The organism is Bradyrhizobium sp. P5_C12, assembly GCF_054049735.1.
Genome location: NZ_JBFULU010000054.1, coordinates 17,989 through 44,388, shown reverse-complemented (window position 1 = coordinate 44,388; position 26,400 = coordinate 17,989). Strand labels below are relative to the sequence as shown.

The 26,400-nt window shown below is 65.9% G+C and carries 26 protein-coding genes; 7 read left to right on the top strand and 19 right to left on the bottom strand.

The window, feature by feature from the left end; genetic code table 11:
• Window positions 1-29: 29 nt before the first annotated feature.
• Window positions 30-3,044 (bottom strand): isoleucine--tRNA ligase, encoded by a 3,015-nt coding sequence (gene ileS, locus ACXJMY_RS32305; protein WP_456623393.1) that lies wholly within the window; start codon window positions 3,042-3,044, stop codon window positions 30-32.
• A 202-nt stretch (window positions 3,045-3,246) separates the two neighbouring features.
• Window positions 3,247-4,218 (bottom strand): bifunctional riboflavin kinase/FAD synthetase, encoded by a 972-nt coding sequence (locus ACXJMY_RS32300; RefSeq protein WP_456623392.1) that lies wholly within the window; start codon window positions 4,216-4,218, stop codon window positions 3,247-3,249.
• A 230-nt stretch (window positions 4,219-4,448) separates the two neighbouring features.
• On the opposite strand from ACXJMY_RS32300, the gene ACXJMY_RS32295 reads away from it, so the two are divergent.
• Window positions 4,449-4,844: a response regulator gene (locus tag ACXJMY_RS32295; RefSeq protein WP_027551917.1), complete on the top strand. Its 396-nt coding sequence runs from the start codon at window positions 4,449-4,451 to the stop codon at window positions 4,842-4,844.
• 174 nt (window positions 4,845-5,018) lie between these two features.
• Here the strand turns inward: ACXJMY_RS32295 and ACXJMY_RS32290 are convergent, their stop codons facing one another.
• From ACXJMY_RS32290 to ACXJMY_RS32280, 3 genes are all read right to left on the bottom strand, one after another.
• A complete protein-coding gene (locus ACXJMY_RS32290) occupies window positions 5,019-5,873 on the bottom strand; it encodes a TIGR01459 family HAD-type hydrolase (RefSeq protein ID WP_456623391.1) in 855 nt (284 codons plus the stop codon).
• A gap of 15 nt (window positions 5,874-5,888) precedes the next feature.
• Complete coding sequence (locus tag ACXJMY_RS32285; RefSeq protein WP_456623390.1) at window positions 5,889-7,337, bottom strand: EAL domain-containing protein; 1,449 nt, start codon at window positions 7,335-7,337, stop codon at window positions 5,889-5,891.
• 143 nt (window positions 7,338-7,480) lie between these two features.
• On the bottom strand, window positions 7,481-9,043 hold the full coding sequence (locus ACXJMY_RS32280) for a winged helix-turn-helix domain-containing tetratricopeptide repeat protein (protein ID WP_456623389.1): 1,563 nt from the start codon (window positions 9,041-9,043) through the stop codon (window positions 7,481-7,483).
• A gap of 120 nt (window positions 9,044-9,163) precedes the next feature.
• Between ACXJMY_RS32280 and ACXJMY_RS32275 the strand changes: the two genes are divergently transcribed.
• The gene (locus ACXJMY_RS32275; RefSeq protein ID WP_456623388.1) at window positions 9,164-10,003 is read left to right on the top strand and encodes a class I SAM-dependent methyltransferase; all 840 of its coding nucleotides are present in this window, start codon (window positions 9,164-9,166) and stop codon (window positions 10,001-10,003) included.
• Here ACXJMY_RS32275 and ACXJMY_RS32270 read toward each other — a convergent pair.
• The 7 genes from ACXJMY_RS32270 to uvrC form a co-directional block, all read right to left on the bottom strand.
• Window positions 9,990-11,180, bottom strand: coding sequence for a YihY/virulence factor BrkB family protein (locus ACXJMY_RS32270; RefSeq protein ID WP_456623387.1), 1,191 nt, complete (start codon window positions 11,178-11,180; stop codon window positions 9,990-9,992). The genes ACXJMY_RS32275 and ACXJMY_RS32270 overlap by 14 nt on opposite strands.
• Window positions 11,181-11,780: a phage holin family protein gene (locus tag ACXJMY_RS32265; RefSeq protein WP_456623386.1), complete on the bottom strand. Its 600-nt coding sequence runs from the start codon at window positions 11,778-11,780 to the stop codon at window positions 11,181-11,183. It lies immediately after the preceding gene.
• Between the two features lie 164 nt (window positions 11,781-11,944).
• The gene (gene prmB, locus ACXJMY_RS32260) at window positions 11,945-12,904 is read right to left on the bottom strand and encodes a 50S ribosomal protein L3 N(5)-glutamine methyltransferase (protein WP_456623385.1); all 960 of its coding nucleotides are present in this window, start codon (window positions 12,902-12,904) and stop codon (window positions 11,945-11,947) included.
• A complete protein-coding gene (locus tag ACXJMY_RS32255) occupies window positions 12,904-13,371 on the bottom strand; it encodes a molybdenum cofactor biosynthesis protein MoaE (protein WP_456623384.1) in 468 nt (155 codons plus the stop codon). The genes prmB and ACXJMY_RS32255 overlap by 1 nt, the downstream gene beginning before the upstream one ends.
• 4 nt (window positions 13,372-13,375) lie before the next feature.
• Window positions 13,376-13,627: a molybdopterin converting factor subunit 1 gene (gene moaD, locus ACXJMY_RS32250; protein ID WP_456623383.1), complete on the bottom strand. Its 252-nt coding sequence runs from the start codon at window positions 13,625-13,627 to the stop codon at window positions 13,376-13,378.
• Entirely contained in the window at window positions 13,624-14,241 is a 618-nt protein-coding gene (gene pgsA, locus ACXJMY_RS32245) for a CDP-diacylglycerol--glycerol-3-phosphate 3-phosphatidyltransferase (RefSeq protein ID WP_212484245.1), read from the bottom strand. The genes moaD and pgsA overlap by 4 nt, the downstream gene beginning before the upstream one ends.
• Window positions 14,242-14,339: 98 nt before the next feature.
• On the bottom strand, window positions 14,340-16,403 hold the full coding sequence (uvrC, locus tag ACXJMY_RS32240; protein ID WP_456623382.1) for an excinuclease ABC subunit UvrC: 2,064 nt from the start codon (window positions 16,401-16,403) through the stop codon (window positions 14,340-14,342).
• Window positions 16,404-16,652: 249 nt separating this feature from the next.
• Between uvrC and ACXJMY_RS32235 the strand changes: the two genes are divergently transcribed.
• Window positions 16,653-17,276 (top strand): outer membrane protein, encoded by a 624-nt coding sequence (locus ACXJMY_RS32235; RefSeq protein WP_456623381.1) that lies wholly within the window; start codon window positions 16,653-16,655, stop codon window positions 17,274-17,276.
• Window positions 17,277-17,351: 75 nt separating this feature from the next.
• Here ACXJMY_RS32235 and ACXJMY_RS32230 read toward each other — a convergent pair whose 3' ends face one another.
• The 4 genes from ACXJMY_RS32230 to ACXJMY_RS32215 form a co-directional block, all read right to left on the bottom strand.
• Complete coding sequence (locus ACXJMY_RS32230) at window positions 17,352-17,567, bottom strand: cold-shock protein (protein ID WP_008544396.1); 216 nt, start codon at window positions 17,565-17,567, stop codon at window positions 17,352-17,354.
• 251 nt (window positions 17,568-17,818) lie between these two features.
• The gene (locus tag ACXJMY_RS32225) at window positions 17,819-18,679 is read right to left on the bottom strand and encodes a 23S rRNA (adenine(2030)-N(6))-methyltransferase RlmJ (RefSeq protein ID WP_456623380.1); all 861 of its coding nucleotides are present in this window, start codon (window positions 18,677-18,679) and stop codon (window positions 17,819-17,821) included.
• Window positions 18,680-18,830: 151 nt separating this feature from the next.
• Window positions 18,831-19,523, bottom strand: coding sequence for a ribonuclease T2 family protein (locus tag ACXJMY_RS32220; RefSeq protein ID WP_456623379.1), 693 nt, complete (start codon window positions 19,521-19,523; stop codon window positions 18,831-18,833).
• A gap of 120 nt (window positions 19,524-19,643) precedes the next feature.
• The gene (locus ACXJMY_RS32215) at window positions 19,644-20,108 is read right to left on the bottom strand and encodes a hypothetical protein (protein WP_456623378.1); all 465 of its coding nucleotides are present in this window, start codon (window positions 20,106-20,108) and stop codon (window positions 19,644-19,646) included.
• A gap of 182 nt (window positions 20,109-20,290) precedes the next feature.
• Between ACXJMY_RS32215 and ACXJMY_RS32210 the strand changes: the two genes are divergently transcribed.
• Complete coding sequence (locus tag ACXJMY_RS32210; protein ID WP_456623377.1) at window positions 20,291-20,596, top strand: hypothetical protein; 306 nt, start codon at window positions 20,291-20,293, stop codon at window positions 20,594-20,596.
• A 55-nt stretch (window positions 20,597-20,651) separates the two neighbouring features.
• A complete protein-coding gene (locus tag ACXJMY_RS32205) occupies window positions 20,652-21,182 on the top strand; it encodes a DUF3617 domain-containing protein (protein ID WP_456623376.1) in 531 nt (176 codons plus the stop codon).
• 208 nt (window positions 21,183-21,390) lie between these two features.
• Here the strand turns inward: ACXJMY_RS32205 and ACXJMY_RS32200 are convergent, their stop codons facing one another.
• Genes ACXJMY_RS32200 through ACXJMY_RS32190 form a run of 3 tightly spaced genes read right to left on the bottom strand, consistent with a single transcriptional unit; the run spans window position 21,391 to window position 24,075 of the window.
• Complete coding sequence (locus tag ACXJMY_RS32200) at window positions 21,391-22,779, bottom strand: ATP-binding protein (protein WP_456623375.1); 1,389 nt, start codon at window positions 22,777-22,779, stop codon at window positions 21,391-21,393.
• A gap of 25 nt (window positions 22,780-22,804) precedes the next feature.
• Window positions 22,805-23,536 (bottom strand): response regulator, encoded by a 732-nt coding sequence (locus ACXJMY_RS32195; RefSeq protein ID WP_456623374.1) that lies wholly within the window; start codon window positions 23,534-23,536, stop codon window positions 22,805-22,807.
• Window positions 23,533-24,075 (bottom strand): MarR family winged helix-turn-helix transcriptional regulator, encoded by a 543-nt coding sequence (locus ACXJMY_RS32190; protein WP_456623373.1) that lies wholly within the window; start codon window positions 24,073-24,075, stop codon window positions 23,533-23,535. Before ACXJMY_RS32190 ends, ACXJMY_RS32195 begins: the two co-directional genes overlap by 4 nt.
• Window positions 24,076-24,413: 338 nt before the next feature.
• On the opposite strand from ACXJMY_RS32190, the gene ACXJMY_RS32185 reads away from it, so the two are divergent.
• On the top strand, window positions 24,414-25,496 hold the full coding sequence (locus ACXJMY_RS32185) for a branched-chain amino acid aminotransferase (RefSeq protein ID WP_456623372.1): 1,083 nt from the start codon (window positions 24,414-24,416) through the stop codon (window positions 25,494-25,496).
• Between the two features lie 238 nt (window positions 25,497-25,734).
• Window positions 25,735-26,259, top strand: a complete 525-nt coding sequence (locus ACXJMY_RS32180; RefSeq protein WP_456623371.1) for a YegJ family protein — start codon at window positions 25,735-25,737, stop codon at window positions 26,257-26,259.
• Window positions 26,260-26,400 lie beyond the last annotated feature (141 nt).

Sequence of the window (26,400 nt, the reverse complement as noted above, 5' to 3'; positions counted from 1 at the left end):
GTCCCGGCCTTCGCCGGGACGACACAAAATCAGACCCCCACCCCCAGCGCCTTCCATTCGCGCAGCGCCTTGGCATCGCGCGGGGTGACGTCGGGGTACTCAGGGTCTTCGCCGACCGTCGGCGAAATCTTCCAGGAGCGGGCGCATTTGGTGCCGACTGCTTTCTCCACCACGACCGCCACACCGGGCACGGCATCGAGACGGAACGCAGCCGCAGGCGCCTCACTCTCGCGCACCTCGTAGTTCGACGTGATGCAGATTTCGGCGAGATCGACGTCGAACAGCGTCGCCAGCATGTCGCGGTCAGCGATATAGATGACCGGCGAGGCCTCGAGCGACGAGCCGATGTTCTTGGCGGCGCGTTCGAGCTCCAGCGCCCCGGTGACGACGCGGCGGACGTTGCGGATTGCCTCCCACTTCGCGGCGAGCTTGTCATCGCGCAGCTTGTCGAGATCCTCCGGAAACAGCGTCAGATGCACCGAGGGCTCGGCATCGGGCCGGTACATCCGCCAGGCCTCATCCGTGGTGAAGCTCAGGATCGGCGCCAGCCATTTCAGGATCGAATTGCACAGCAGGTCGATCGTCGTCAGCGCCGCCTTGCGCGTCGGCGAGGACGGCGGATCGCAATACAGCGTGTCCTTGCGGATGTCGAAATAGAACGCGGAGAGCTCGCTGTTCAGGAAGGCGGACAGGGTCGCGACCACGGTCTTGTAGTCGAACTCCTGATAGGCCTCGCGGATCGTGCCGGCGCGGACCGCGAGCTCGTGCAGCATCAGCCGCTCGAGTTCCGGCATGTCGGCGTGCGCGACCGCCTCGGCCGGCTTGTAATGATGCAACGTTCCGAGCATCCAGCGCACGGTGTTGCGCAGCTTGCGATAGGTCTCGATGGTGTTCTTCAGGATCTCCGGGCCGATGCGCTGGTCGTCGGCATAGTCGGTGGCGCAGACCCACAGGCGCAGGATGTCCGCGCCCGAATCCTTGATCACCTTCTGCGGCTCGACGGTGTTGCCGATCGACTTCGACATCTTGCGGCCGTTCTCGTCGAGCGTGAAGCCGTGGGTCAGCACGATGTCGTAGGGCGCGCGGCCGCGCGTGCCGGCGCTTTCCAGCAGCGAGGAATGAAACCAGCCGCGATGCTGGTCGCTGCCTTCGAGATACATCACGGTGTCGCTGCCGCCGTCGACCTTGCGGACGATGTTGCCGAGCTGCGGGAAGTTCTGCCGATCCTCGAGCACGAAGGCGTGCGTGGATCCGGAATCGAACCAGACGTCGCAGATGTCGTCGACCTTCTTCCAGTCCTCGTTCGCGCGGGACCCGAGGAAGCGCTCGCGGGCGCCCTGCATGTACCAGGCGTCGGCGCCTTCCTCCATGAAGGCCTCCGTGATGCGCTGGTTGACGATCTCGTCTTGCAGGATCTCGGCCGAGCCGTCGCTCTTCTCGCGCACGAACACGGCAATCGGCACGCCCCAGGCGCGCTGGCGCGAGATCACCCAGTCCGGACGGTTGGCGATCATGCCGTTGATGCGGTTCTCGCCCGACGGCGGCACCCATTGCGTGACCGAGATCGCATGCAGCGCGCGGGCGCGCAGCGTGTCGCCCTTCTTCGCGTGGCCATCCTCGCTGATTTCCTTGTCCATCGCGATGAACCATTGCGGCGTGTTGCGGAAGATCACCGGCTTCTTCGAGCGCCAGGAATGCGGATACTGGTGCTTGAGGCGGCCGCGCGCCAGCAGCTTGCCGGCCTCGATCAGCGCCTTGATCACGGCCTCGTTGGCATCGCCCTTCTCGCCCTTGTCGGTGAGCACGCGCTTGCCGGTGAAGCCAGGGGCCTGTGCGGTGAAGGCGCCGTTCTCGTCGACGGTATAGGGGATGGCGGTCGAGATGCCGCGCGCATCCAGCTCGCGGGTATTGGCCGTCCAGACGTCGAAGTCCTCGCGGCCGTGGCTCGGCGCGGTGTGCACGAAGCCGGTGCCGGTATCGTCGGTGACATGCTCACCGGCGAGCAGCGGCACGGTAAACTCATAACCGCCGCCAAAACCGCGCAACGGATGGGCGCATTCCACAGCGTCAAGCGTATCGGCCGGGATATCGCGCACCTTCTTATAGGCCGTGACGCGCGCCTGCTTGAACACGCCTTCGGCGAGCGCATCGGCGAGGATCAGCAGATCGCCATTCTTTGCCCAATTGTCTGATGGTGCATCGGTGACCTCAAACAGACCGTACGCGATTTTCGGCGAGAAGCTGATGGCGCGGTTGCCGGGCAGCGTCCAGGGCGTGGTGGTCCAGATCACGACCGAGGCATTGGCGAGCGCGCCATGCGCGGGCGACGTGACCGGGAATTTCACCCACACCATGTCGGAGGTGTAGTCCTCGTACTCAACCTCCGCCTCCGCGAGCGCGGTCTTCTCGACCACGCTCCACATCACCGGCTTGGAGCCGCGATACAGCGTGCCGTTGGCGGCGAACTTCATCAGCTCGCGGGCGATCTGCGCTTCGGCGGGATAGCTCATCGTCTGATAGGGATGATCCCAGTCGCCGATGATGCCGAGCCGCTTGAATTCCTCGCGCTGCACGTTGATCCAGTGCGTCGCATAGGCGCGGCACTCTTTCCGGAACGCCACCATCGCGGCGGAGTCGCGGAAATCGGGCTTCTGCTTGCCCTTGGAGCGGTAGTTCTCCTCCTCGATCTTCCATTCGATCGGCAGGCCGTGGCAGTCCCAGCCGGGCACGTAGTTGGAGTCGAAGCCGAGCATCTGCTGGCTCTTGGTCACGACGTCCTTGAGGATCTTGTTCAGCGCGTGCCCGATATGGATGTTGCCGTTGGCGTAGGGCGGGCCGTCATGCAGCACGAATTTGGCGCGGCCTTGGGCTTCCTGGCGCAGCTTGTCGTAGAGGCCGATGTCGTTCCAGTATTTCAGGATCTCCGGCTCGCGCTGCGGCAGGCCGGCGCGCATCGGGAACTCCGTCTGCGGCAGGAACAGGGTTTTCGAATAGTCTTTGGCGTCGGACTTTTGGGCGTCGGACTTTTGCGGCTTTTCGGACATGAGGCTGACTGGCTCGGAAGGGCGCGGGAAAAGATGGCGATGCGGAATCGCGGGGTGGAACGACAACATCCCGGTCTTGCGCCGAGCCGAAGGCTCAGGCGGAAGCCGGGCCGCTAATCCCTATGATGCGCCGCGCAAACATGGGCTCTCCATAGCAGCCGGGCCGGGGAAGCGCAAAGCCCGGCGGGCCGGTCTGGGGCCCTCAATCGATCGCCCCTAGCCTCGGAAACGCATCCGGCGCGGCCGCCAGCATGGCGCGGGCGCGGGCGGAATCGTCGTCCATCTGGCGGATCAGGGCCTCCAGGCTGTCGAATTTCAGCTCCTCGCGGATGAAGCCGATGAAGGCGCAGTCGAGCGCCTGCCCGTAAAGGTCGCCCTTGAAGTCGAACAGGAAGATTTCCAGGAGCGGGGCGCCATTGTCGAAAGTCGGGCGCCGGCCGAAGCTGGCCACCCCGTCGAGGCGCTCCGTGCCGCGGCCGACCCGTACCGCATAGATACCGTGCTTCAACCCACAATTGGCATCCAGCCGGATGTTGGCGGTGGGATAGCCGAGGTCGCGGCCGCGCTTTTCGCCGTGGATCACCTCGCCGGTGATGAACCAGGGCCCGCCCAGCATGGCGGTGGCCTCGTCGAGTTGGCCCTCGGCGAGTGCGATCCGGATGGCGCTGGAGGAGACCGGCCGCTCGTCGATATCGACATGCGGCTGCACGTCGACCTCGATGCCGAGCCGGGGCGCCTCGTTGACCAGGAGGCTCGGCGAGCCGACCCGTCCCTTGCCGAAATGAAAGTCGTAGCCGACCGCAATGCCGCTCACCCCGAGGCGCCCGATCAGCTCATGGTAAATGAAATCTTGCGCGGTGGTCCCGGCGCGGGCCTTGTCGAAGGTCATGACCACGGTGCCGGCAAGCCCGGTGCCGGCCAGGAGCCGCAGCTTGGCAGGCTCGTCCGTCAGGCGGAATTGCGGGGTGTTGGGGCTGAAAAACCGGCGCGGATGCGGCTCGAAGGTCAACGCCAGTGCAGGGCGGCCATGCGCGCGGCCCATTTCCAGGGCTGCGGCGATCACCGCCCGGTGGCCGAGATGAACGCCGTCGAAATTGCCCATGGCGACTACGGCCCCCCTCAGGATCGCGGAATCCGGCGTGGTGTCGCGGATAACGGTAAAATGCGGGGCCATCAGGGGAATTCTCGAGCCGGGCAGGACGGGCCGGGACCGTGGCTTGACCGGCCGGATGAAGTCAAGCGGGGGGATGCGACCGCATTGAACACGATTTCAATCCTGCCAGGGTCGCCCCAGTTAACGGGCTGTTTAACGCCTTGGTGCTAGTCCTTGCATGTGGAACCGCCGGGCTCCGTCCCGGCCGGTCCGATCGTAATATTCCTGGGTTTGCGTTTGGGGGAGTCGAGATGGCGGTTGATTTGTCGATGCCGGTTCTGGTGGTGGACGACTACAGCACCATGATCCGTATCATCAGGAATCTGCTGAAGCAGCTTGGCTTTGATAACATCGACGATGCCAGCGATGGCTCGGCGGCGCTCAACAAGATGCGCGGCAAGAAATATGGGCTCGTGATCTCCGACTGGAACATGGAGCCGATGACGGGCTACGATCTGCTGCGCGAAGTGCGCGCCGATCCCAACCTCGCCACCACGCCCTTCATCATGATCACGGCGGAATCCAAGACCGAGAACGTGATCGCCGCCAAGAAGGCCGGTGTGAACAACTACATCGTAAAGCCGTTCAACGCGGCGACGCTGAAGACCAAGATCGAGGCGGTCTTCCCGGACATGGCGAGCGCGTAAAGCGCGCTCTTCGCCGGACAACAATCTTCCATTGGGATCGTCATGCCCGGGCTTGTCCCGGGCGTCTGGCGTTATCCGCCGTCGTTCCGGGGCAGTGCGTCAGCACTGAACCCGGAATCTCGAGATTCCGGGTTCGATGCTTCGCATCGCCCCGGAATGACGGAAACTAGAAAATCACCACTTCAATTCGCGCATCAGCGCCTTCGGCGGGTGGCCGAACAATTCCGTCACGGAAGCCGGATCGAGCTGGTCGAGGCCCTCGAACTCCTCGGAATGGATGCCGCGGGTGACGAACAGGCAGTCGATGCCGAATTCGCGCGCGCCGGTGAGGTCGGTGCGGACGGAATCGCCGATCGCCAGCACCTTCTTCCGATCGATCTGGTGGCCCTGGCGTTCGCCGGCCAGCGCCATCGCGCGCTCGTAGATCGGCCGGTGCGGCTTGCCGTAGAAGATCACCTCGCCGCCGAGCTCGCGATAGAGCTCCGCGATCGCGCCGGCGCAGTAGATCAGGCGGTCGCCACGCTCCACCACGATATCGGGATTGGCGCAGACCAGCGTCAGCTTGCGCTCGCGGGCCTTCAGCATCATGCCGCGATAATCTTCCGCCGTCTCGGTCTCGTCGTCATAGAGGCCGGTGCAGACGATGTAGTCGGCCTCTTCCAGCGGCGCGGTCTTGGCATCGAGGCCGCGATAGATCGAGTTGTCGCGCTCGGGGCCGAGCCAGAACATTTTTCGTCCGGGGTGCTCGGCGACATAGAGCCGCGTCAGATCGCCGGAGGAGACGATCGCGTCATAGGTCTCGTCGGCGACACCGAGCTTGCGCAATTGCCGCTGTACCGAGTCGGCCGGGCGCGGCGCGTTGGTGATCAGGATCACCGTACCGCCGCGGCTGCGATAGGTGTGCAGCGCCTCGCAGGCCTCGGGGAAGGATTCCAGGCCGTTATGGACCACGCCCCAGATATCGCTGAGCACGACGTCGACGCCGCCCACGAGCTCGCGCAGGCTTTCGGCGAAATGCAGCGTGGTCATGACGCGCGCGGCCGATCAGATGCGGCGCGCAAGCGCCGCGCTGCCGGTGATGCGCTGGGGCGGAGGCGCGGCAGACGTCGCGCCTGAGCTTTGTGTACCGGAGCCATTGGTTCCCTGAGTGTCCTGAGCCTGGGTGGGCGAGGCCCCGCCGGTAGCAGACGCCCCCTCCGGCCGCAATGGCCGGGGCGGCGCGAACAGAAAGCCCTGGCCGAACCGCACGTCATAGTCGAGCAGGTCGACCACCGCGCGCTCGCCCTCGATCCGCTCGGCGATCAGGTCGATGCCGAAGCGGCCGAGCAGGTCCGACAGGTCGGACGGGTGGATGTCGGAGGTCGAGGCCTGCCTGGGGTCGAGCAGCAGGGAGGCGGGGACCTTGATGAAGCGCACGCCGCGGTCGGCGAGCTCGCGCGGCTCGATCCTGAGGTCCGTGACATGGTCGATCGAGAAGCGGAAACCGCGCTGGGCGAGGGCTGCGAGGTTCTCGGTCTCGGCCGGGCCGAGATTGCGGAAGGTCGATTGCTTGAATTCCAGCACCAGCGACGGCGCCAGCGCCCGGTTGGCTTCGAGGAAATCGAGGCACTGCGCGAAGGTGGTGGAGTTGCCGAGCGTGGAGGCGGCGACGTTGCAGAACACGCCGACATCCTTGTTGCGCACCATCAGCCGGCGCAGCACCTGCACACAGCGCAGCATCACCATGTTGTCGATGCGCCCGATCAGCCCGGAGGCCTCGGCGATGCTGATGAAGTCCTCGGCGACGATCAGCTGGTCGCGTTCGTCGCGCACCCGCGTCATCGCCTCGTAGAAGCGCACCTTGCGCTGCGGCAGCGTCACCATCGGCTGGAGGAAGATGTCGATGCGGTTCTCGTCGATGGCGTTGCGCAGCGTGGCCAGCAACTGGGTCTGGTTGCGCCCGCCGGGGGCCTGGACCAGCGGCGGCGCGGGCCGCGGTACTGCCGGCCGCGGGGGCGGCGCAACCGGCCGCTCCTCGACCGCCGCGATCAGGTCGAGCGTCGGCTCCGGTTCCGGCCTGGCGACCGGAGCGGGAGAAGGCGGGGTGCCGTCAGCCAGCAGGTCCTCGTGGGCGGACACGGTGGCGGCGAGCTGCCTCACCAGCCCGCCGAGCTCGTTGATCTCGCCGACCACCGACTGGATCCGGTCGGAGTTGGTCGAATTGGAGGAGACGATGCGCCCTTCCACCGCCGCGAGCCGGCGGCCGAACTCGGCCACCTGGCGGGCGAGGTCGGCGGTGCCGCGCGACAGATCGGCGATCTGGCCGCCGACGTCGCTGCGGTCGCGCAGCCGCATCGACACCGCGTTGTAGAGGATCAGGAAGGTCAGCGCGGTCAGCGCCACGATCGCGGATTYGGTTCCGCTGATGCCTGCGACCGAGTAGAGGACTAGCCCGAGCGAGGCCGCGACCAGAACCATGCAGATGGCGATGAAGATCGTCGAAATGCGAATCATGCCGCGCGTTACGCCTCAAGTGCTGGACTGCCTCACCCCGGGAAAGCACGGGCCTGGTCCGGCGCCGTCACGTCTCATGCTCCCCCAAGCCGCATCACCCTAACATCATTGTTGATTCGAGGGGATAGCGGCTGCTTCGCGGCTTAGGTCAGGCCAGCCCGGCGAAAGCCTTCGAGATAGCGCTCGCGGTCGGGGGCGAGCTTGATCGGCATGAACTCCGCGATCCAGGCGAGCGAGACGTTCGGCTGGGCGCGGCGGAGTTCCTTCAGTGCCGCGCGGGCGATCTCGCCGTGACCCGCCATGCCGGCGGCCGCGGTCAGCACCCGGTGCGCGCCGACGAAGTCGCCGCGCTGGCGCAAGGCCTCCTGTGCGAGCCGGATGGCTTCCTCGTCGTCGCCGCCAAGAAAGCGGGCATAGGCGGCGATGCCGAAATAGACCGGCGCGTAGGGGTCGCGTGGGCTGAGGCGGATGGCCCGGCGCGCGGCCTCGTCGGCATCCTGCCAGCGGCCGCAATAGCCGAGCGCCAGGCCATAATAGCCCTGCGCCAGCGCAAAATTCGGATTGAGCCGCAGCGCGGTCTCGAATTCGGCGAGCGAATCCTCGAACCGCCGCGCGAACAGGTCGACATGGCCGAGCGCATTGTGCGCCCAGGCATCCTCGTCGTCGGCCCGGATCGCGGCCCGCGCCGCGCGCTCGGCGACCGGCATTGCGGCGTCCATCTCCATCCAGCCCATATGTGCCGTGAACATGTAGCTGGTGCCGAGCAGTCCGAGCGCCTTGCCGTAGTTCGGGTCGAGCGCGATGGCTTTTTCGAGCAGGGCCTGCGCAACCATGTGGTCCTGCCGCGTCACGCGCCAGTAATGCGAGAGCGCGCGCATTAGCAGGTCCCAGGCATCCATGCTGCCAGGCGGCTTGCGCTGGGCGCGAAAGCTCTCCGCGGCATAGAGCTGCGGCTCGATCGCCGCGACGATGCGTTCGGTGATCTCGTCCTGCACGGCGAAGACGTCGGCGAGTTCGCGGTCGTAGCGTTCGGCCCAGAGATGGCTGCCGGTGGCGACGTCGTTGAGCTGTGCGGTGATGCGGACGCGGCCGCCTTCCTTGCGGACGCTGCCTTCGACGACATAGCGCACGCCGAGCTCCTCGGCGACCTGGCGCAGGTGAACCGTGCGGCCCTTGTAGACGAAGGAGGAGTTGCGGGCGATGACGAAGAACCAGCGCAGCTTCGACAGCGCGGTGATGATGTCCTCGCTGATGCCGTCGGAAAAATAATCCTGCTCGGCCTCGCCGCTCATGTTGGTGAAGGGCAGGACGGCGATCGCGGGGCGGTCGGGCAGCGGCAGTCCAGCCGCCTCCGCGCCGGCTGGCCCGCCCAGCGCCGCCGGCGTGGTGGCATGAGCGAGCTCGGTCGCCTCGGCGACGAAGCGCACGCCCTTGCGCGCGACGGTGCGGATCAGCCGCTGCTCCTCGCCGGAATCGCCGATTGCGCGCCGTGCGGCGTTGATCCGGCTGGTCAGCGTCGATTCCGAGACGACGCGGCCGTTCCAGATCGCATCGAGCAGATTGTCCCGCGTCACCACACGCTCGCGGTTGCGGACCAGATAGAGCAGGAGATCGAACACCTGGGGCTCGAGCGCGATGAGCGTGTCCGCCCGCCGCAATTCGCGGCGCTCGGGATCAAGCACGAACTCCTCGAACCGATATGCCACGCGTCACCTCGGCTTTCGCTCGGAAATCAAGGTGCTCTCAGCGTAAAATAACGCCCGTCTCAAGGCCAGCGACCCGCATGCGCCCTATCGTCCCGGCGTTTTCAACCGCAGGAGATTGCCATGTCGACATCCGCCGCACTCAAGCCGGTCGCAGCCCAACCCGATCTCGCCGCCGTCAAGCAGCGCCAGCACGGCGCCTGGTCGTCCGGCGACTATGCCGTCGTCGGCACCACCCTGCAGATCGTCGGCGAGCAGCTCTGCGAGGCGCTCGACCTGCGCGCGGGCAGCAAGGTGCTGGACGTCGCCGCCGGCAACGGCAATGCGACACTGGCGGCGGCCCGGCGCTGGTGCGACGTCACCTCCACCGACTATGTTCCCGCGCTGCTCAAGCGCGGCCGCGAGCGGGCGGCGGCGGAGCATCTGATGATCGAATTCCGCGAGGCGGATGCCGAAGCGCTGCCGTTTGCGGATGCGAGCTACGACGTCGTGCTCTCGACCTTCGGCGTCATGTTCACGCCGGATCAGGACAAGGCGGCTGCCGAGCTGGCGCGGGTCTGCAAGCCCGGTGGCAAGATCGGCCTCGCCAACTGGACGCCGCAGGGTTTTATCGGCCAGCTCTTCAAGACCATCGGCAAGCATCTGCCGCCTCCGGCCGGTGTGAAGTCGCCGGCGCTGTGGGGCACGGCGGCACGGCTTGAGGAGATGTTCGGCGGCCAGGCATCGGAGATCGCCGCCGAACCGCGCATGTTCGTGTTCCGCTATCGCTCGCCCGAGCACTGGCTCGACGTGTTCAAGTCCTTTTACGGGCCGATGCTGAAGGCCTTCGCCGCGCTCGACGAGACCGGCCAGGCCGCGCTGCGGCGCGATCTCATGGACCTGCTCGGCGAGTTCAACCATGCCGATGACGGCACGGTCGTGGTGCATAGCGAATATCTGGAGGCGGTGATCAGCAAACGCTGAATTGCCGTCGTGATAGGTCAGGCCGGGCGCCCGGCCTGACCATGGGATCAGATGGCGCGGCGGCGCCGACCGTGTCGGCCGCAACGGCCTCGCGGCCGCCGAGCGGCTTGGGCCGCCCGGTGGTCGTGTCCCGCAATGTCTGCCGTTCGATCTCCGAGTTCAGTTCGGCGCCGAACATGATGACGATCGCCGACATCCACATCCACATCATCAGGCCGATCGCCGCCCCGAGCGAGCCGTAGGTGACGTTGTAGTTGGCGAATGCCGAGAGATACCAGGACAGCAGCGCCGAGCCGGCGATCCAGAGCATGGCGGCCGCCACCGCGCCGATGCTCAGCCATTGCCAGCGCGGCGCGTCGCGGCTGGGCGCGAAGCGGTAGAGCACGGCAAGCGCCGCAAGCAGAATGACGAACAGCAACGGCCATCGCGCGAGAGCGACGATCAGCTTGCTCTCGGGCGCGATGCCGAGATGATCGAGCGCGAGCGGGAAGGCGACCACGGCGCCCACCATCAACAGCAGCGCCGCGATGCCGCCGACCGTGAAGGCGAGCGATATCAAGTTCAGCCGGACGAAGCTGCGCTTCTCGCGCTCCTCATAGGCGACGTTGAGGGCATCGAAGATCGATTTGACGCCGGCATTGGCGCTCCAGACCGCAAGCACGAGGCCGAACAAAAAGGTGACGCCGAGGGCCGTATTGCCGTTCGACACCACGCGCGCGACCTGGTCCTCGACGATCTGGAATGCGCCTTCGGGCAGCATCATCGCGAGCGTCTGAAGGTTGGCGCTGATCGTCTTGGGATCGGCGAACAGGCCGTAGGATGAGACCAGCGCGGTCACGGCGGGGAAGACCGCGAGCAGGCCGAAGAAGACGACGCCACCCGCGGTCGCGAGCAGGCGATCGTCGTCGATGCGCTGATAGGTACGCCAGAGGATGTCCTTCCAGCCTGCCCAGGGAATCGCGAACGGGCTTTTCGAGCGGCGGCCGCGGCCGGGCTCGAGGGCTGCGCCGGCCGGGCTCGTTTCCGGCGAATTCCCCTCGTTGTTCCGGTGGTCTTGCGGAGGCCCCGATCGAATCAGGCGGGAGTCCTGGAAGTAGCGTTCCGCGGTCAGCACGAAGATTGCGGTGGCGGCGACCAGCAGCCAATTGTCGAGCTGCTCGGAGCGCCGCGCACGCATTCAAGCGTCCAATCCACGCCTGCCGCGCCTCCGGCGCGCCGCCGCGAGGCCCAGCAGCCCGACGGCTGCGAGCATCACGCCAAGCTGCACCGGGCGGTTGGCGCGACCCGGCCAGGCCTCGCCGCCATGTCCTCGTTGATGTCCTCGTTCACCGGGCGCGTGCGGCACCAGAGGAATCGTTGTCGCGACCTCCTTCACCGCCTGCTTGACCGTTCCGCGCGGAATGCGCGGGGAGACGATCGCCACGCGCAGGCGGCTGGCAAGCGGCACGATCGGCTTGGTCCGGCGCTTCATCTGAGCCACGGCCACGCCGCCGCAGGCCGCCGCCAGCACCAGCAGCACGGCGCCGACGGCGCCGAGCCCCCAGAATTGTCCGTAAATGACCGCAACCCAGCGGTACAGGGCGATCAGGCCGACGAACAAAGCCGCCAGAACGAACACGCCGGCCACCACGAACAGTCCCGCCGCAACCGCGTATGACGTCACCGTGCCGGTCGCCTGGTCGGCCCGGTCACGCAGATAGGATCGTGTGGCGCGTTTGACGTGATTGAGCTTGAGCGCCACGCCCGCGCGCAGCAATTCGCCCGATGGCGCAAGCATGCGGACATCCTCCGAGAGCGAGACATTCGTCGGGGGATGAACGTGGCGGTATTTGACTTGTTCCGCCGGCGCGCGCCGGCCTTGGTTCCGCCGGCGTGCGCCGGTCTTGGTTTCGCCGGCGTACGCCGGTCTTGGTTTCGCCGGCGTACGCCGGTCTTGGCGGATCAGCCGAGATCGGCAGCCGCGATCCAGAACACCTCGCCCTCGGACTCCTCGGTGTCGAGCCAGAGCAGCGGCAGCTCCGGAAAGGCCTCGTCGAGCAATTCGCGGCCGCGGCCGATCTCGCAGATCAGCCCGCCGTCCGGCGTGAGATGGTCGGGCGCATCGCGCAGGATGCGGCGGACCACATCGAGGCCGTCGGCGCCGCCGTCGAAGGCGAGTTTTGGTTCCGCGCGGCACTCCGGCGGCAGCGCTTCCATGCCGTCCGCATCGACGTATGGCGGATTGGTGATGATCAGGTCATAGCGCGCGTCGCCGAGCGGCGCGAACAGGTCGCCGCGATGGAGGCTGATCCGCTCATCGAGCCCGTGCTCTCCGACATTGCGTGCGGCCACTTCAAGCGCGCCCTTGGAGACGTCGACGGCGTCGACCTCGGCATTCGGGAAATGATGCGCGGCGAGGATGGCGAGGCATCCCGAGCCCGTGCAGAGATCGAGCACACGCTCGACGGCCAAGGGATCGTCGATCAGCGAGCCGGCCTCGCCGTCGCCGCCGAAATGCGAAGCCATGAGCTCGCCGATGAAGGAGCGCGGAACGATGACGCGCTCGTCGACGTAGAAGGGCAGGCCGCGCATGTAGATCTTGTTGACGAGATAGGCGGCCGGCTTGCGCGTGGTGACGCGCTTGTGGATGAGATCGAGGATGGTCTTGCCTTCCGTGGCCGTGACGCAGGCGTGGGCGAAGATCTCGAACTGGTCGGGATGCAGATGCAGGGCTTCGCAGACCAGGAAGACGGCTTCCGCGACCGGGTCGGTCGTGCCATGGGCAAAGGCGAGCTTTGCTTCGACGAAGCGGCTGACCGCGTAGCGGACAAAATCGATCAGCGTGAGAAGCTCGCCGCGGCCCACCTTCGCAAGCTTTGGCGCGGCGCGGCCGCGCGTGGTCTTTCTCGTCGCTCTTGCCATCAGGATTTGACCCAGCGTGCGGCGGCCTCGTCGTCATGCGCCTGGGCCTCGACCCAGCCGGTGCCGGTGGCGCTCTCTTCCTTCTTCCAGAACGGCGCGCTGGTCTTGAGGTAATCCATCAGGAACTCGGCTGCCTCGAATGCCGCCTGGCGGTGTTGCGAGGCGGTCAGCACCAGCACGATGTTCTGGCCGGGCATGAACCGGCCGACGCGGTGGATGACCGTGACGCCGTTGAGCGGCCAGCGCGAAATGGCCTCGTCGACATGGCGCTTGATCTCTTCCTCGGCCATGCCCGGATAATGTTCGAGCGTCAGCGCCGCGATCTTCGCGCTGTCCTCGTCGCCGCGGCAGATGCCGGAGAAGCTCACGACCGCGCCGATGTCGGTGCGGCCCCTGGTCAGGCCCGCGATTTCGCGCGCGATGTCGAAATCGTCCTCCTGGATGCGGATGGTGACGGGGCCGCTCATGGGTCTAGCCGCCGGTCATCGGCGGGAAGAACGCGATCTCGCGGGCGCCCGCGATCGCGGCGTCCGGCCTGACATGGGCGTGGTCGATCGCGGCGCGGATCACCTTCGGCTTCTCGAACGCATAGGCATAGGCCTCGCTTTGGCCGGACAGCCAGGCGATCAGCTCCTCGACGGTGCGCACCGTCGCCGGCGGCTCGACGGTCTCCTCGGCCTTGCCGACGCGCTCGCGCACCCAGGCGAAATATTTCAGCTTCATCCCTCATCCTCCTTGATGAGGTGATGGATGCCGGCGCGGAAGTAATCGTAGCCGGTGTACATGGTGAGGATTGCCGAGGCCCAGAGCAGCGCCAGTCCGATCATCGAGACCACGGGCACCACCTCGTCGCCGGCCGGGCCGGCCAGCAGGAAGCCGATGGCGATGAGCTGAACGGTCGTCTTCCACTTCGCAAGCTTTGTTACGGGCACGCTCACCCGCAGCGCGGCGAGATATTCGCGCAGACCCGAGACCAGGATCTCGCGGCACAGGATCACGATGGCGGCCCACAGCGACCAGCCGTGGATGATGCCGTCGGCGGCCAGCATCAGCAGGCAGGAGGCGACCAGCAGCTTGTCGGCGATCGGATCGAGCATCCGGCCGAATGCCGATTGCTGATTCCAGATCCGCGCGTAATAGCCGTCGAGGTAGTCGGTGACCGCAGCCGCGATGAAGATGGCGACCGCGACCCAGCGCAGCCACAGCGGGCCGTCCATGATCGACTGCGCATAGATGCACCCGACCACGACCGGGATCGCGGCGATCCGGCCGTAGGTCAGGATGTTCGGGAGGGACATCGCGCGGCTGGTCGTCCCTCGTGTGGTGGCGATGTTCATCCGTCCTACCAATACCGCTGCTGCCTGAAGGTCAACCGTCCCGCTCCCCAAATGAGGTGCAGGATACGACGACCATATGACCGCAGCCCCCCTTTAATTCATCCCGGCTGGGGATGGAAATACTCGAAAATCCTGCGGGCGCTTTCGGCGCTCACTCCCGGAACCTTGCCGAGATCGACGATCGAGGCCCGCTCGATCTCCTTCAGGGTTCCGAAATGATGCAGCAAGGCACGTTTGCGTGACGGGCCGATGCCCGGAATCTCCTGCAATCCGGCCTCGCGGATGTCCTTCTTGCGCAGCTTGCGGTGGGAGCCGATGACGAAGCGGTGGGCCTCGTCCCGCAGCCGCTGGATGAAGTAGAGCACGGGGTCGCGCGGCTCCAGCTTGATCGCCTCGCGCTCCGGCATGAACAGGGTCTCGCGGCCGGCATCCCGGTCCGGTCCCTTGGCCACCGACATCAGCGACACCTGGGTCAATCCGAGGCCAGCGAAGATCTCGCGGACGGCGTTGAGCTGGCCGCGGCCGCCGTCGATGATCACGAGGTCCGGCCATTGTGGGAAATCATCGTCCTTGGCCTTGGCCCCATTGTCCTCGGGCGGATTGATGAGGCGCTTGAAGCGGCGCTCCAGCACCTCGCGCATCATGGCGTAGTCGTCGCCCGGCGTGAGCCCTTCGGACTTGATGTTGAACTTGCGGTACTGGTTCTTCACGAAGCCATCGGGCCCGGCGACGATCATGGCGCCGACCGCGTTGGTGCCCTGGATGTGGCTGTTGTCGTAGACCTCGATGCGCTTCGGCGCATGCGGCAGGCTCAGCGTCGCGGCCATCGCCTCCAGCAGGCGGCCCTGGGTCGCGGTGTCCGCGAGCTTGCGGCCGAGCGCCTCGCGCGCATTGGTCAGGGCGTGGGTGACGAGTTCCTTCTTCTCCCCGCGCTTCGGAGCCGTGACCTCGATCTTGTGGCCGGCCTTGATCGACAGCGCGGTGGCGAGCAGCTCGCTTTCCTCGATCTCGTGCGAGAGCAGGATGACTTTCGGCGGCGGCTTGTCGTCATAGAACTGGGCGAGGAACGAGCCCAGCACTTCCTCCGGCGTATAGCTCTTCTCCGCGCGTGGAAAATAGGCGCGATTGCCCCAGTTCTGCCCGGTGCGGAAGAAGAACACCTCGACGCAGGAGAAGCCGCCCTCCTGGTGGATCGCGAACACGTCGGCTTCCTCCACCGTGCGCGGATTGATGCCCTGCTGCGACTGGATTGCCGAGAGCGCGGCGAGACGGTCGCGGTAGAGCGCCGCGCTCTCGAATTCGAGCTCGCCGGAGGCCTTCTCCATCTCGGCGGCCAGCTCCTGCTTCACCGCCTGGCTCTTGCCGGAGAGGAAGTCGGTCGCTTCGCGCACCAGCGTCGTATAGCCGGGGAAGTCGATCTCGCGGGTGCAGGGGCCGGCGCAGCGGCGGATCTGGTAGAGCAGGCAGGGCCGCGAGCGGCTCTCGAAGAAGGAATCGGTGCAGGAGCGGATCAGGAAGGCGCGCTGCAAGGCCGTGATGGTGCGGTTGACGGCGCCGGCGGAGGCGAACGGGCCGAAATAGCGCCCGGGGCGGGTCTGCGCGCCGCGGTGCTTCAGGATCTGCGGCGCCCAATGGTCGCCGGTGATCAGGATGTAGGGAAACGACTTGTCGTCGCGGAGCTGCACGTTGAAGCGCGGCCGGAGCTGCTTGATGAGGTTGGCCTCGAGCAGCAGCGCTTCGGTCTCGGTCGTGGTCGAGACGATTTCCACGGAGACCGTGGCGGCGATCATGCGCAGGATGCGCGCCGGCTGCGGCGCACTGAGGCGCGCGTAGTTGGACAGCCGCTTTTTGACGTTCTTGGCCTTGCCGACATAGAGCACGTCGTTGTTCGCATTGAGCATGCGATAGACGCCGGGCGAGGTGGGGGCGAGCCGGACCGCGCGCTCGATCGTCTCATGGCCGCTCGCCAGCGGGCCCTCGCCGACCGCGCCGCTCTCTTCCAGGATGTCCGGCAGCCGCCCATCGTCCTCGTCGTCACCGCCAGCCGTGGCGGGATCGAGGTCCGGCGGCGCCAGCCCCTCGGGCGGGGCGTCCGGTGCGGTCCGGTGCGGCGATTTACGTGCGCGTGCGTCGTCCGGATTGTCGGGGGAATCGTGAACCATGGGACGAATTTAGGCGCTGGGGGTGCCGATTTGAAGTTCCGGCCACGCTGCATGCACCGGATAGCGCACCCAGTTCCCGGTAACGCTTCCTTAAGTCTGTTAAGCGCGCGGTAACCGGACTTAACAGCCCTTTAACTTAAAACTCTCGATAAATCCTACGCGAAAAGTTCTTGGTTCCGTAACCATGCGGCACGCCTTGCGCGGCGGTGCAGGCATCGCACGGCTGCGGCAGTTGCGTTGGAGAGTGTGATGAAGAGGCTCATGGTGGGCGCGGCCGCGTTGGTTGCCGCCGGCTGGACGGCTTCGGCAGAGGCCGCCGATCTCAGCTACGGGCAGCGCGCGCCCTATACCGTCAATCAGCCGCTGAATGCCTATAGCTGGGCCGGCCCGTATCTCGGCGCCAACATCGGCTATGAATGGGGTTCGGTGAGCAACACGCCCGTGAAGCCCTCCGGCTTCGTCGGCGGCGTCCAGGCCGGCTACAATTTCCAGAACGGTCCGTGGGTGTTCGGCGTCGAAGGCGACATCCAGGCCGCCGGCGCCGACGACACCTTTGCGCCGTGGAAGTTCTCCAATCCCTGGTTCGGCACCCTGCGCGGCCGCGCCGGCTATGCCTTCAGCAACGTGCTGTTCTACGGCACCGCCGGTCTCGCCTTCGGCGAGCTGCGTGCGCAGACCTTCGGCTGGACGGAGTCGCACACCAGCGCCGGCTGGACCATCGGTGCCGGCGCGGAAGTCGGCTTCGCGCCGAACTGGAGCGCCAAGCTCGAATATCTCTACATCGATCTGTCGACGAGTCAGTTCGCGATTACAGGCGTGTCAAACGGCTATAGCGCCAGCGTTGTGCGCGCAGGCGTGAACTATCACTTCTGATAGCCAAAGAAGAAAAGACCGGACACCTTCAACCTCCCGGCCGCAAGCGGCCGGGATTTTTTTTAATCAGGTGCGCTAGGAGAGGATGACTAAATTGACCGCCTTCGGCCCCTTCCCCTTCTTGTCCGGTTCGACTTCAAATGTAATACGCTGTCCTTCGGCAAGGTCCTTCAGTCCCGCTCGCTCCACCGCAGTGATGTGAACGAAGACATCGCGACCGCCGTCGTCCGGCTTGATGAAGCCGTAGCCGCGCTCGCCGTTGAAGAACTTGACCGTTCCCGTCATGGCCATCGGGAAACTCCCCCTCATTGCTCCTCCGCCGCGACGCAGACGCGCGTCACGGCATGACCGGGCTTTACGAAGCCCGGGAGCTGGCCATCCTTGGGCAGACCATTCGGTCCGACCGGATCTTTCTTAGGGCCTTCACTCCGCCGCAACCATTCGCGGAAGCGGAACGTAAAGCCAGTCACGGAAACAGCATAATACGGTTCATCGCAGATTGACTACCGCTCCTGCATATTTTTCCCAAGAATGCCGGAGTGTTACGGCTTTGGGACTTCCAGCCTGAAGCGTGCTGGTCCGCCCTGGCCGAGCGGTACTTCCAGCTCGGGGAGGATCGTCTTCAGCTCGCCGTGCAGCGTGAAGGGCGGATTGACGATCAGGAGCCCGGTGGTGGCGAGCGGTGCGCCATCAACCTGCGGCGACACGCTGAATTCGAGCCGCAGGCATTTTCCAGGCGGTTTTGCTGCAGCTGCGGCGCGCGCCACCAGTTGCGCCAGTGCGTCGGTGGCGCGCCGGCTCTTGGCCGGATACCAGATTACATAGATACCGGTCGGCCATTTCGCGAAGGCTGTGGAGAAGGCCTCGCCCAGCCGTTCGAACTCGTCCTTCGCCTCGAAGGCCGGATCGATCAGCACGAGCCCGCGCCGCTCTTTCGGCGGCACGAAGGCCGGCAGCGCGACCCAGCCGTCGAGATCGACCACCCGGGCCTGTTCGTCGCGCCGCAGCACATTGATCAGCGCCTTGCGCGCCTTCGGCTCGAGCTCGCAGGCGACGAGGCGGTCCTGCGGCCGCATCAGGCCGCGCGCGATCAGCGGCGAGCCCGGATAGGCCTTGAGCTCGCCCTTCGGATTGAAGGCGCGGACGATGTCGAGATAAGGCTTGGTCAGCGCGACGGTCTCGTTCGACAGGCGCGCCTGCATCAGCCGCGCGATGCCCGTCAGCCATTCGCCGCCGCGCCGCGCCTCGTCGCTTTCGAGATCATAGAGGCCGGCGCCGGCATGGGTGTCGATGACGCGGAACGCGCCCGGCTTGTCCTGCAAATAGGTCAGGATGCGGGCCAGCACGATGTGCTTGATGACATCGGCGAAGCTGCCGGCATGGAAGGCGTGGCGGTAGTTCATGGCGCAGAGTTACGACATCGCGCGATGAAAGTAACTGCTGTCATTCCGGGGCGGTGTGTAGCACCGAACTATGGTGCGCAATTGCGCACCTGAGAATCTCGAGATTCCGGGTTCACGCTTCGCGTGCCCCGGAATGACGGAGCTGATTTAGCTACCCACCCCTGATCGGCGGCATCGTCACCTGATCGCGGCGGCAGGCGCGGCGGTCGGTCTCCTCGCAGGCGCGGAATTGCAAGTCCTTGCTGAGGCAGATGCGGACCTCGGAGAGCCGCGTCCGGTTGCAGGTGACCGAGACGGCGGCATTGCTCAAGCCCGGATTGGCCTTGATGAAGGCCTCCTCGACCTCGGCCGGCGCCACCGTCTTGGCCTGCGTCAGGTCAAGATATTCGGCCGGAATCTTGATTGCGGCACGGGCCTTCCGGATCGTCTCGAAATAGCTGCGGTCGGCGAGACCCGAGCAGGTGCCGTGCTTGTCCCATTCGTTGAAGATCAGGCCCGGCGCCGGCATCAGGTCGAGCATCGAGGAGACGATGCTGCGGTTCAGCCGCGGTGCCGGCCGCTGGCAATATTCGGGGAAGCCGTTCTCATATTGCGGCCACAGCCCGTGCACCACGAAGGCGAACGGCCGCCCGCCGCACTGGATCTGCGAGCGTCCGCCGCGTTCCGCCGCTTCTTCGCAGAAGGAGGGCGACCAGGACAGCGACAGAACGTAGAAATCGAACTCGCCCGGCGTGTTCTGCCGCTTGTCCTGCGCTCGCGCGCCGCCGGCGGCCGAGACCAGCCCGGCAGCGAGGGCGAGCGAGATCATCAGGCGGGAAAACCGACGCAATCTGGAATGAAACATGGCAAAGCCCCTCAACTAGACTGTGCAATCGAGCCTAGCAGGCGACAGGAACATTTCAAGAACAAAATTCGAGCGGCGCCGGTTCCGGACCAGCCGGCCGCGAATCAGGGCTTGTCGAAATTATTGCTTAGCGGCCCGGCAGGCCGGGTTGTAGGCCCAGTTGCGGTCGAGCCCGACCACGCACCATTCGACGCCCTGGCCGTAGCCGGCAAAGCCGCCGTCCTCGATGATCGAGAAGTGCACCTTGCGCATCTTGCCGTCATTGAGCATCGCTTCGCCGGTGCAGTAACGGCGCGGGATGTTATCGGACGCCCAGGGCCGGAACGCGGTCTCGTGAACGGCCGAGAAGCCTGTGATTTTCAACGAGGAATTCCAGAACGAGCTTTCCTTCTCCCAGAACTGGGTCGCGATCGTCGGCAGCGCCTTGTCGCAATCGGCGACATTGCCGTCATAGCGCGGCCCGCTGAGCCAGAAATTCAGCTCCAGCGGATTGGCGGCCCTCGCCTCATTGAGCGACAGCGCCCCGAGCATGAGGCCGAGCAAAGCGGCAAAGCGGAGCGATGTCAGGGACGAGAGGGCGCGCATGGGCAATCCAGACAGCATGATCTGAGAGGGACTGACGGTGCCGCGAAGGCCGGGGGAGGTCAAGTGCAGCGCGGCAACACTTGCCGACGAGTTGAGCGTGATGACGCGGCAGACGGCCCTTCCGTTCTTTCCACGGTCGCGCCGGCACCGTAAACTGGCGCCAACCAATTGGAGTGACGGGAATGCGAATCATTGCGGCCGCGGGCCTTGTTGTCGGCCTGGTTGTCTCGGGACTGCTGGCAAGCCAGTCGGCGCGTGCCGATCTCCTGCCGGTGCCRCCGTTCAAGGGCAACGACACCGGGGGCATCATCGCCTATTCGATGGCGACCCAGGTCGATGCGCGGCAGGTCGCGGTCGATCACTGCGCGCGGTACGGCAAGGTGGTCAAATTCCTCGCGGTGCAGGGCTACGAGGGCGGCTACATCTCATTTTCCTGCCGCTGGGTGCCCTATGGGGCCGCCGACCGGCCGATCCGCACGCTCTACTGAGGCGTTCTCCTGACGCCAGGATAAGGTCAAGTCATCTCAGCCGGGAGCCTCTCGCATGACGCGCAAGCTCGCTTTGCTCGGTTCAGCCGTTTGCCTCGTGTTGTCGGCAGGCAGCGCCTGCGCCGACGACCTTCCGGTGCGCAAGGCCGGCCTGTGGGAATTGAAGATGGTCAGGAGCGGCTCGGCGATGCCGGACATGACCATGCAGCACTGCACCGACGAGACCGTCGACAAGGAGATGAACAACAACGTCTCCCCGATGGCCAAGCAGATCTGCGCCAAGCAGGACATCAAGAAGACGGCGACCGGCTATGTCAGCGATTCCGAGTGCAACGTCGCCGGCATCAGCACGACCTCTCACGCGGAGATCGTGGGCGATTTCAATTCGGCCTACACGGTCAAGACCACCTCGCACGCGCAAGGCGGCCCCGTCGGCGCGGCAGGCCGCGATACCACCATGACGCTCGAAGCCAAATGGCTGGGCGCCTGCAAGCCCGACCAGAAGCCCGGCGACATCGTGATGCCCGGCGGCTTCAAGATGAACGTCCGCGACGTCGATAAGCTGAAGGCGCTGCTGCCGAAGTAGGTTGTCTTCCCCTCTCCCCTTGCGCTCGCCGCGAAGCGGCGAGACGGGTGAGGGGCATCTCACCGCGTGTGACACTCTTACTTCTGAATTCGTTGAAGCAACCCCTCATCCGGCGCCATAGCCGAAGCTTCGCTTCGGCGTTCTTAAGAACGGCGGCCGAAGGCCGCCTACGCCACCTTCTCCCGCAAGGGGAGAAGGAAGATCGCGGCTACACCGGTATCCGCACACTCGCCCTTAATCCGCCCATCGGGCTGTCGCCGAGCGTGATGTCGCCGCCATGCGAGCGGGCGATGTCGCGGGCGATGGCCAGCCCGAGACCCGTGCCGCCCTCGTCCTGGTTGCGGGCGTTGTCCAGCCGCAGGAACGGCTTGAACACCTCTTCGCGCAGATGGGCGGGAATGCCCGGCCCGTCGTCGTCGACGGTGACGGTCAAATATCGGTGATCGCGCTGGCCGGCGATGGCGATGGTCCTGCCGTAGCGCGCCGCGTTGGTGACGAGGTTGGCGAGGCAGCGCTTGAACGAGGCCGGCTTCACCGTGACCACGGGCAGGCCGTGGAACGCGACGGTCGCGGCGTGGCCATGGCGTTCGGCGTCGCTGCGCAGCTCTTCGAGCGCCTGCGCCATGTCGGTCGGCTGCGACTGCTCGCCGGAATCGCCGCGGGCAAAGGCGAGATAATCCTCGAGCATCATCGACATCTCGTCGACGTCCTTGCGCATGCCCTCCAATTCGGGATTGTCGCCGATCAGCGCCAGCTCGAGCTTGAAGCGGGTCAGGATGGTGCGCAGATCGTGGCTGACGCCGGCGAGCATCGCGGTGCGCTGCTCCATCGTGCGCTCGATGCGGGACTTCATCTCGAGGAAGGCGACCGCCGCGCGCCGCACCTCGCGCGCGCCCCTGGGGCGGAAGTTCGGCGCCTCGCGGCCCTTGCCGAAGCTTTCGGCGGCGTCCGCAAGGCGCAGGATCGGCTTGATCTGGTTGCGCAGGAACAGCACCGCGACGATCAGCAGGATCGAGGACGTGCCGACCATCCAGAACAGGAAGATCTCCGAGTTCGAGGCATAGGCGGCGCTGCGCTGCGCGAACACGCGCATCACGGCATCGTCGAGCTGGATGCGGATCTCGACGACGTTGGAGCGGCCGACCGTGTCGATCCAGAACGAGCGTCCGATCTGGCGGCCGAGCTGCACCGACAGCGTCTGGTCGAGCAGCGAGAAGAACGGCTTTGGTCCGGGCGGCGGCATGTCGCCGGCGGGCAGGAAATCCACCACGAGGCCGAGGCGCTGCTGGGCGATGCGACGGATCTGGTCGCGGTCCTTGTCCTGCGGATAGCCCTTGTAGACGTCGATCAGCGCGGCGATGTCCTGCACCACCGCGGCCGACAAGCGGCGCGTCACCGTGTTCCAGTGCCGCTCCATGAACACGAAGGCGACGACGGATTGCAGCACCACCATCGGCACGATCATGATCAGCAGCGCACGGGCATAGAGGCCGGTCGGCATCCAGCCCTTGAACGCGTTGCCCATCCAGCCATTGGCGGCTGAGACGCGGCCGGCGGCGCTTCGCAGCAGCGTCAGGCCGGTATCGATCGTGCTCATCGGTCGCGCTTCACTGCTCTGGATTTTATGGCGAGGCCACCAGCCGGTAGCCGATGCCGCGGACCGCCTGGAGGAACAGCGGATTGGCGGGGTCGGTCTCGATCTTGCGCCGCAGGCGATTGATCTGCACGTCGACGGCGCGCTCGTTGACGCTGCCATTGCCGGTCAGCGCGCTACGCGGCACGGTCTCGCCCGGCGTCTCCGAGAGGATCCGCAGCATCTCGCGCTCGCGGTCGGTGAGGTGAATGACTTCCTCGCCCTGGCGCAGTTCGCCGCGATCGAGATGGTAGATGTAAGGACCGAATGCGATCTTCTCCACAGTCGCAGCCTGCGGCGGCGGCGCGGCGCGCTTGAGGATGTTGTTGATGCGCAGCGCCAGCTCGCGCGGCTCGAACGGCTTTGCCACGTAATCGTCGGCGCCGATTTGCAGGCCCTCGATGCGGGCCTCGGCTTCGTGCCGCGCCGTCAGCATCACGATCGGCACCGATGAGGACGTCCGGATGAAGCGGGCGAGATCGAAGCCGGTCTCGCCGGGCATCATGACGTCGAGGATCAGCAGGTCGAAATGCAGCCCCAGCAGCTTCGAGCGCGCGTCGCCGGCGCTCGCGGCGGTGGTGACGCGATAGCCTTCGCTGGCGAGAAAGCGCGACAACAGATCGCGGATGCGGCGATCGTCGTCGACCAGCAGCAGATGCGGGGCGTCGTCGGCCGGCTGTGCGGGCGGGCGCGCGAGCGTGGCAGCGAGCGGCACGGTCACTCCTTTGCGTCTTGATTGACGGTGGCGAAGATCGTCTCCAGCACCTTGTCCGGATCCTCGCGGTCGATCATCGCGCGCAGGAAGCGCTTGACGGTCTCGGCATCCTGCGGCGCCATCTCGGCAAGCGCCTTGGTGATCCGCGTGGTCTGGAGGCCGGCGAGCTTCTGCACCAGTGCCTCGCCCTTGGGCGTGGCGTAGAGCAGGCGCTGGCGACGGTCGTTGTCGCCGGTCTTCTGCACGATGTAGCCCTCGTCCAGCAGCTGCTTGAGCACCCGGCCGAGCGATTGCTTGGTGATGCGCAGGACGTCGAGCAGATCGGCGACCTTGAGCCCGGGATAGCGGTAGACGAAGTGCATGACCCGGTGATGGGCCCGGCCGAAGCCGAAAGCCTCCAGCTCCTGGTCGGGGTCGCCGACGAAATCACGATAGGCGAAGAACAACAGCTCGATGATATCCCAGCGCAAATTGCCTCCGTCGCCTGCCGCCGGCCGTGGCTCGGCAGCGTCTTGAGGGGGAGTAGCGAAATTTATGTCAGGCATATTGACGTATCTTGGGTTCAATGTTACAAAACGATTAGCCGGCACGAAATTTTAGATCGTTTCGCGTCGGGTGGCATCGTCGAGGACGGCCGGGGAAAGCCGGACAGGCGGCGACGGCCGGATCAGGTCTACCGTGCGATTGTCGAGCGGCATTTCGGCAAAACATACTGGACTTCTGCCTTCCGCAAAAGCATGTCCTCCGCGGCATGCTGGCTACGGAAACCGGCCGTAACATGGCTGGCGGTGGTTCAGCCAGAAACCTAATCGAGCCAGCCGGGCCCGAAAGAGGGTAGGCCGGCGCCAGGACGGCGCCGCCACCGGCAGCGGGAGGCAAGGAAATGAGCATGAAATTCGAGATCCAGCCCGCATCCAATCCTACTCCAGAGAAGGACCGCGTGGCCAAGCTGGTGGACCCCGGCTTCGGGCGGGTCTTCACCGATCACATGGCGATCGTCCGCTACAACCAGGCCAAGGGCGGCTGGTACGAGGCGCGGATCGAGGCGCGCGCCAATTTCCAGCTCGATCCGGCCGGCGCCGTCCTGCACTATGCGCAGGAAATTTTTGAAGGCCTCAAGGCCTACAAGCGCGACGACGGCGGCGTGAACCTGTTCCGCCCCGACGCCAATGCGCGGCGCTTCAAGGACTCCGCCGACCGCATGGCGATGGCGCAGTTGCCTGAAGACGTCTTCATCGAGGCGGTCGAGCAGGTCGTGCGCATCGACCGCGCCTGGATGCCGGGCGGCGAGGGCAGCCTTTACCTGCGGCCCTTCATGATCGCGAGCGAGACCTTCCTCGGCGTGAAGCCGTCGTCCGAATACATCTTCGCGGTCATCGCCTCGCCGGTCGGCTCCTATTTCAAGGGCGGTCCTGCGCCGGTGTCGATCTGGGTGTCGGAGAACTACACGCGCGCCGCGATCGGCGGCACCGGCGCCGTCAAGTGCGGCGGCAATTACGCCGCGAGCCTGCGCGCGCAGGCCGAGGCGATCCAGCATGGCTGCGATCAGGTCGTGTTCCTCGACGCGGTCGAGCGCCGCTATATCGAGGAGCTCGGCGGCATGAACATCTTCTTCGTGTTCGAGGACGGCTCGCTGTCGACGCCGCCGCTCGGCACGATCCTGCCGGGCATCACCCGCGACTCGATCATTGCGCTCGCCCGCGATGCCGGCAAGACGGTGCGCGAGGAACCGTACTCGCTCGACCAATGGCGCAAGGATGCAGGCTCCGGCAAGCTGAAGGAGGCGTTTGCCTGCGGCACCGCCGCCGTGATCTCGCCGATCGGCAAGGTGCGCTCGGTGAGCGGCGATTTCGACATCAGCGGCGGCGCCGCCGGGCCCGTCGCCATGGGCCTGCGCAAGCAGCTCATCGACATCCAGTACGGCCGCACCAACGATCCGCACAGCTGGATCAAAAAGGTGTTTTGAGATCTCGTGTCCCGGACGCGGCGCAGCGCTTCTTCAGCGGTGCGCCGCAGAGCCGGGACCCATCTCGCCGCGGATGGACCCCGGATCGGCAGCGCACCACGCCGCAAGCGCGGCGCGTTGCGCAGCATCCGGGGAACGCCGGTTGGCAGACATGCCCATGAACGCCCCGCCGCGATCGCGCGACATAGTCCAAGACCTTGAGTACCTGGACATCAAAAGCATCCTGGACATCGCGATCATGGCATCCAAGCTCTCCCAGCCCCTGAAATGGGCCGTTCTCGCCGCAATCACCGGCATCACGGTCTTCGGCATCCTGACCGTCGGCCCCAAGCCCGAGGTCGCGGCGCAAGACCGCTCGCCCGTCATCGACGTGCGCACGGCGGATGCGGAGATGAACGCCGCGATCGCGCGCGCCCGCGGCACGCTTCCGACATTCTGGGCCTCCTTTGATGCGCCGAAGCCGACCGAGGACGGCCACTCCCTGAAGGTGCGCTTCCCGACCCACAAGGGCGCCGAGCACATCTGGATGGCCGAGGTGAAGAAGCTGCCGAACGGAGCCTATTCGGGCCGCTTCGCCAACGAGCCGCGCGATCTGCCCGGCAAGCGGGCAGGCGACCTGGTCGAGTTCGCGCAAGCCGACATTTCCGACTGGATGTTCATGCGCAACGGCAAGATCGTCGGCGGCGAGACCATCAAGCCGCTGCTCAAATCCATGCCGAAAGCGGATGCCGCCGCGCTCCGGGCCCGGATGGAGCAGCCGTAAATTCTCTTCCCCTCTCCCCGCCTGCGGGGAGAGGTAGGGTGAGGGGGAGTCTCCACGGGGGTGGTGACAATTGGACTCGCGGAGAGTCCCCCTCACCCGGAATCCGCGCGTTCCGCGCGCAATCCGACCTCTCCCCGCAAG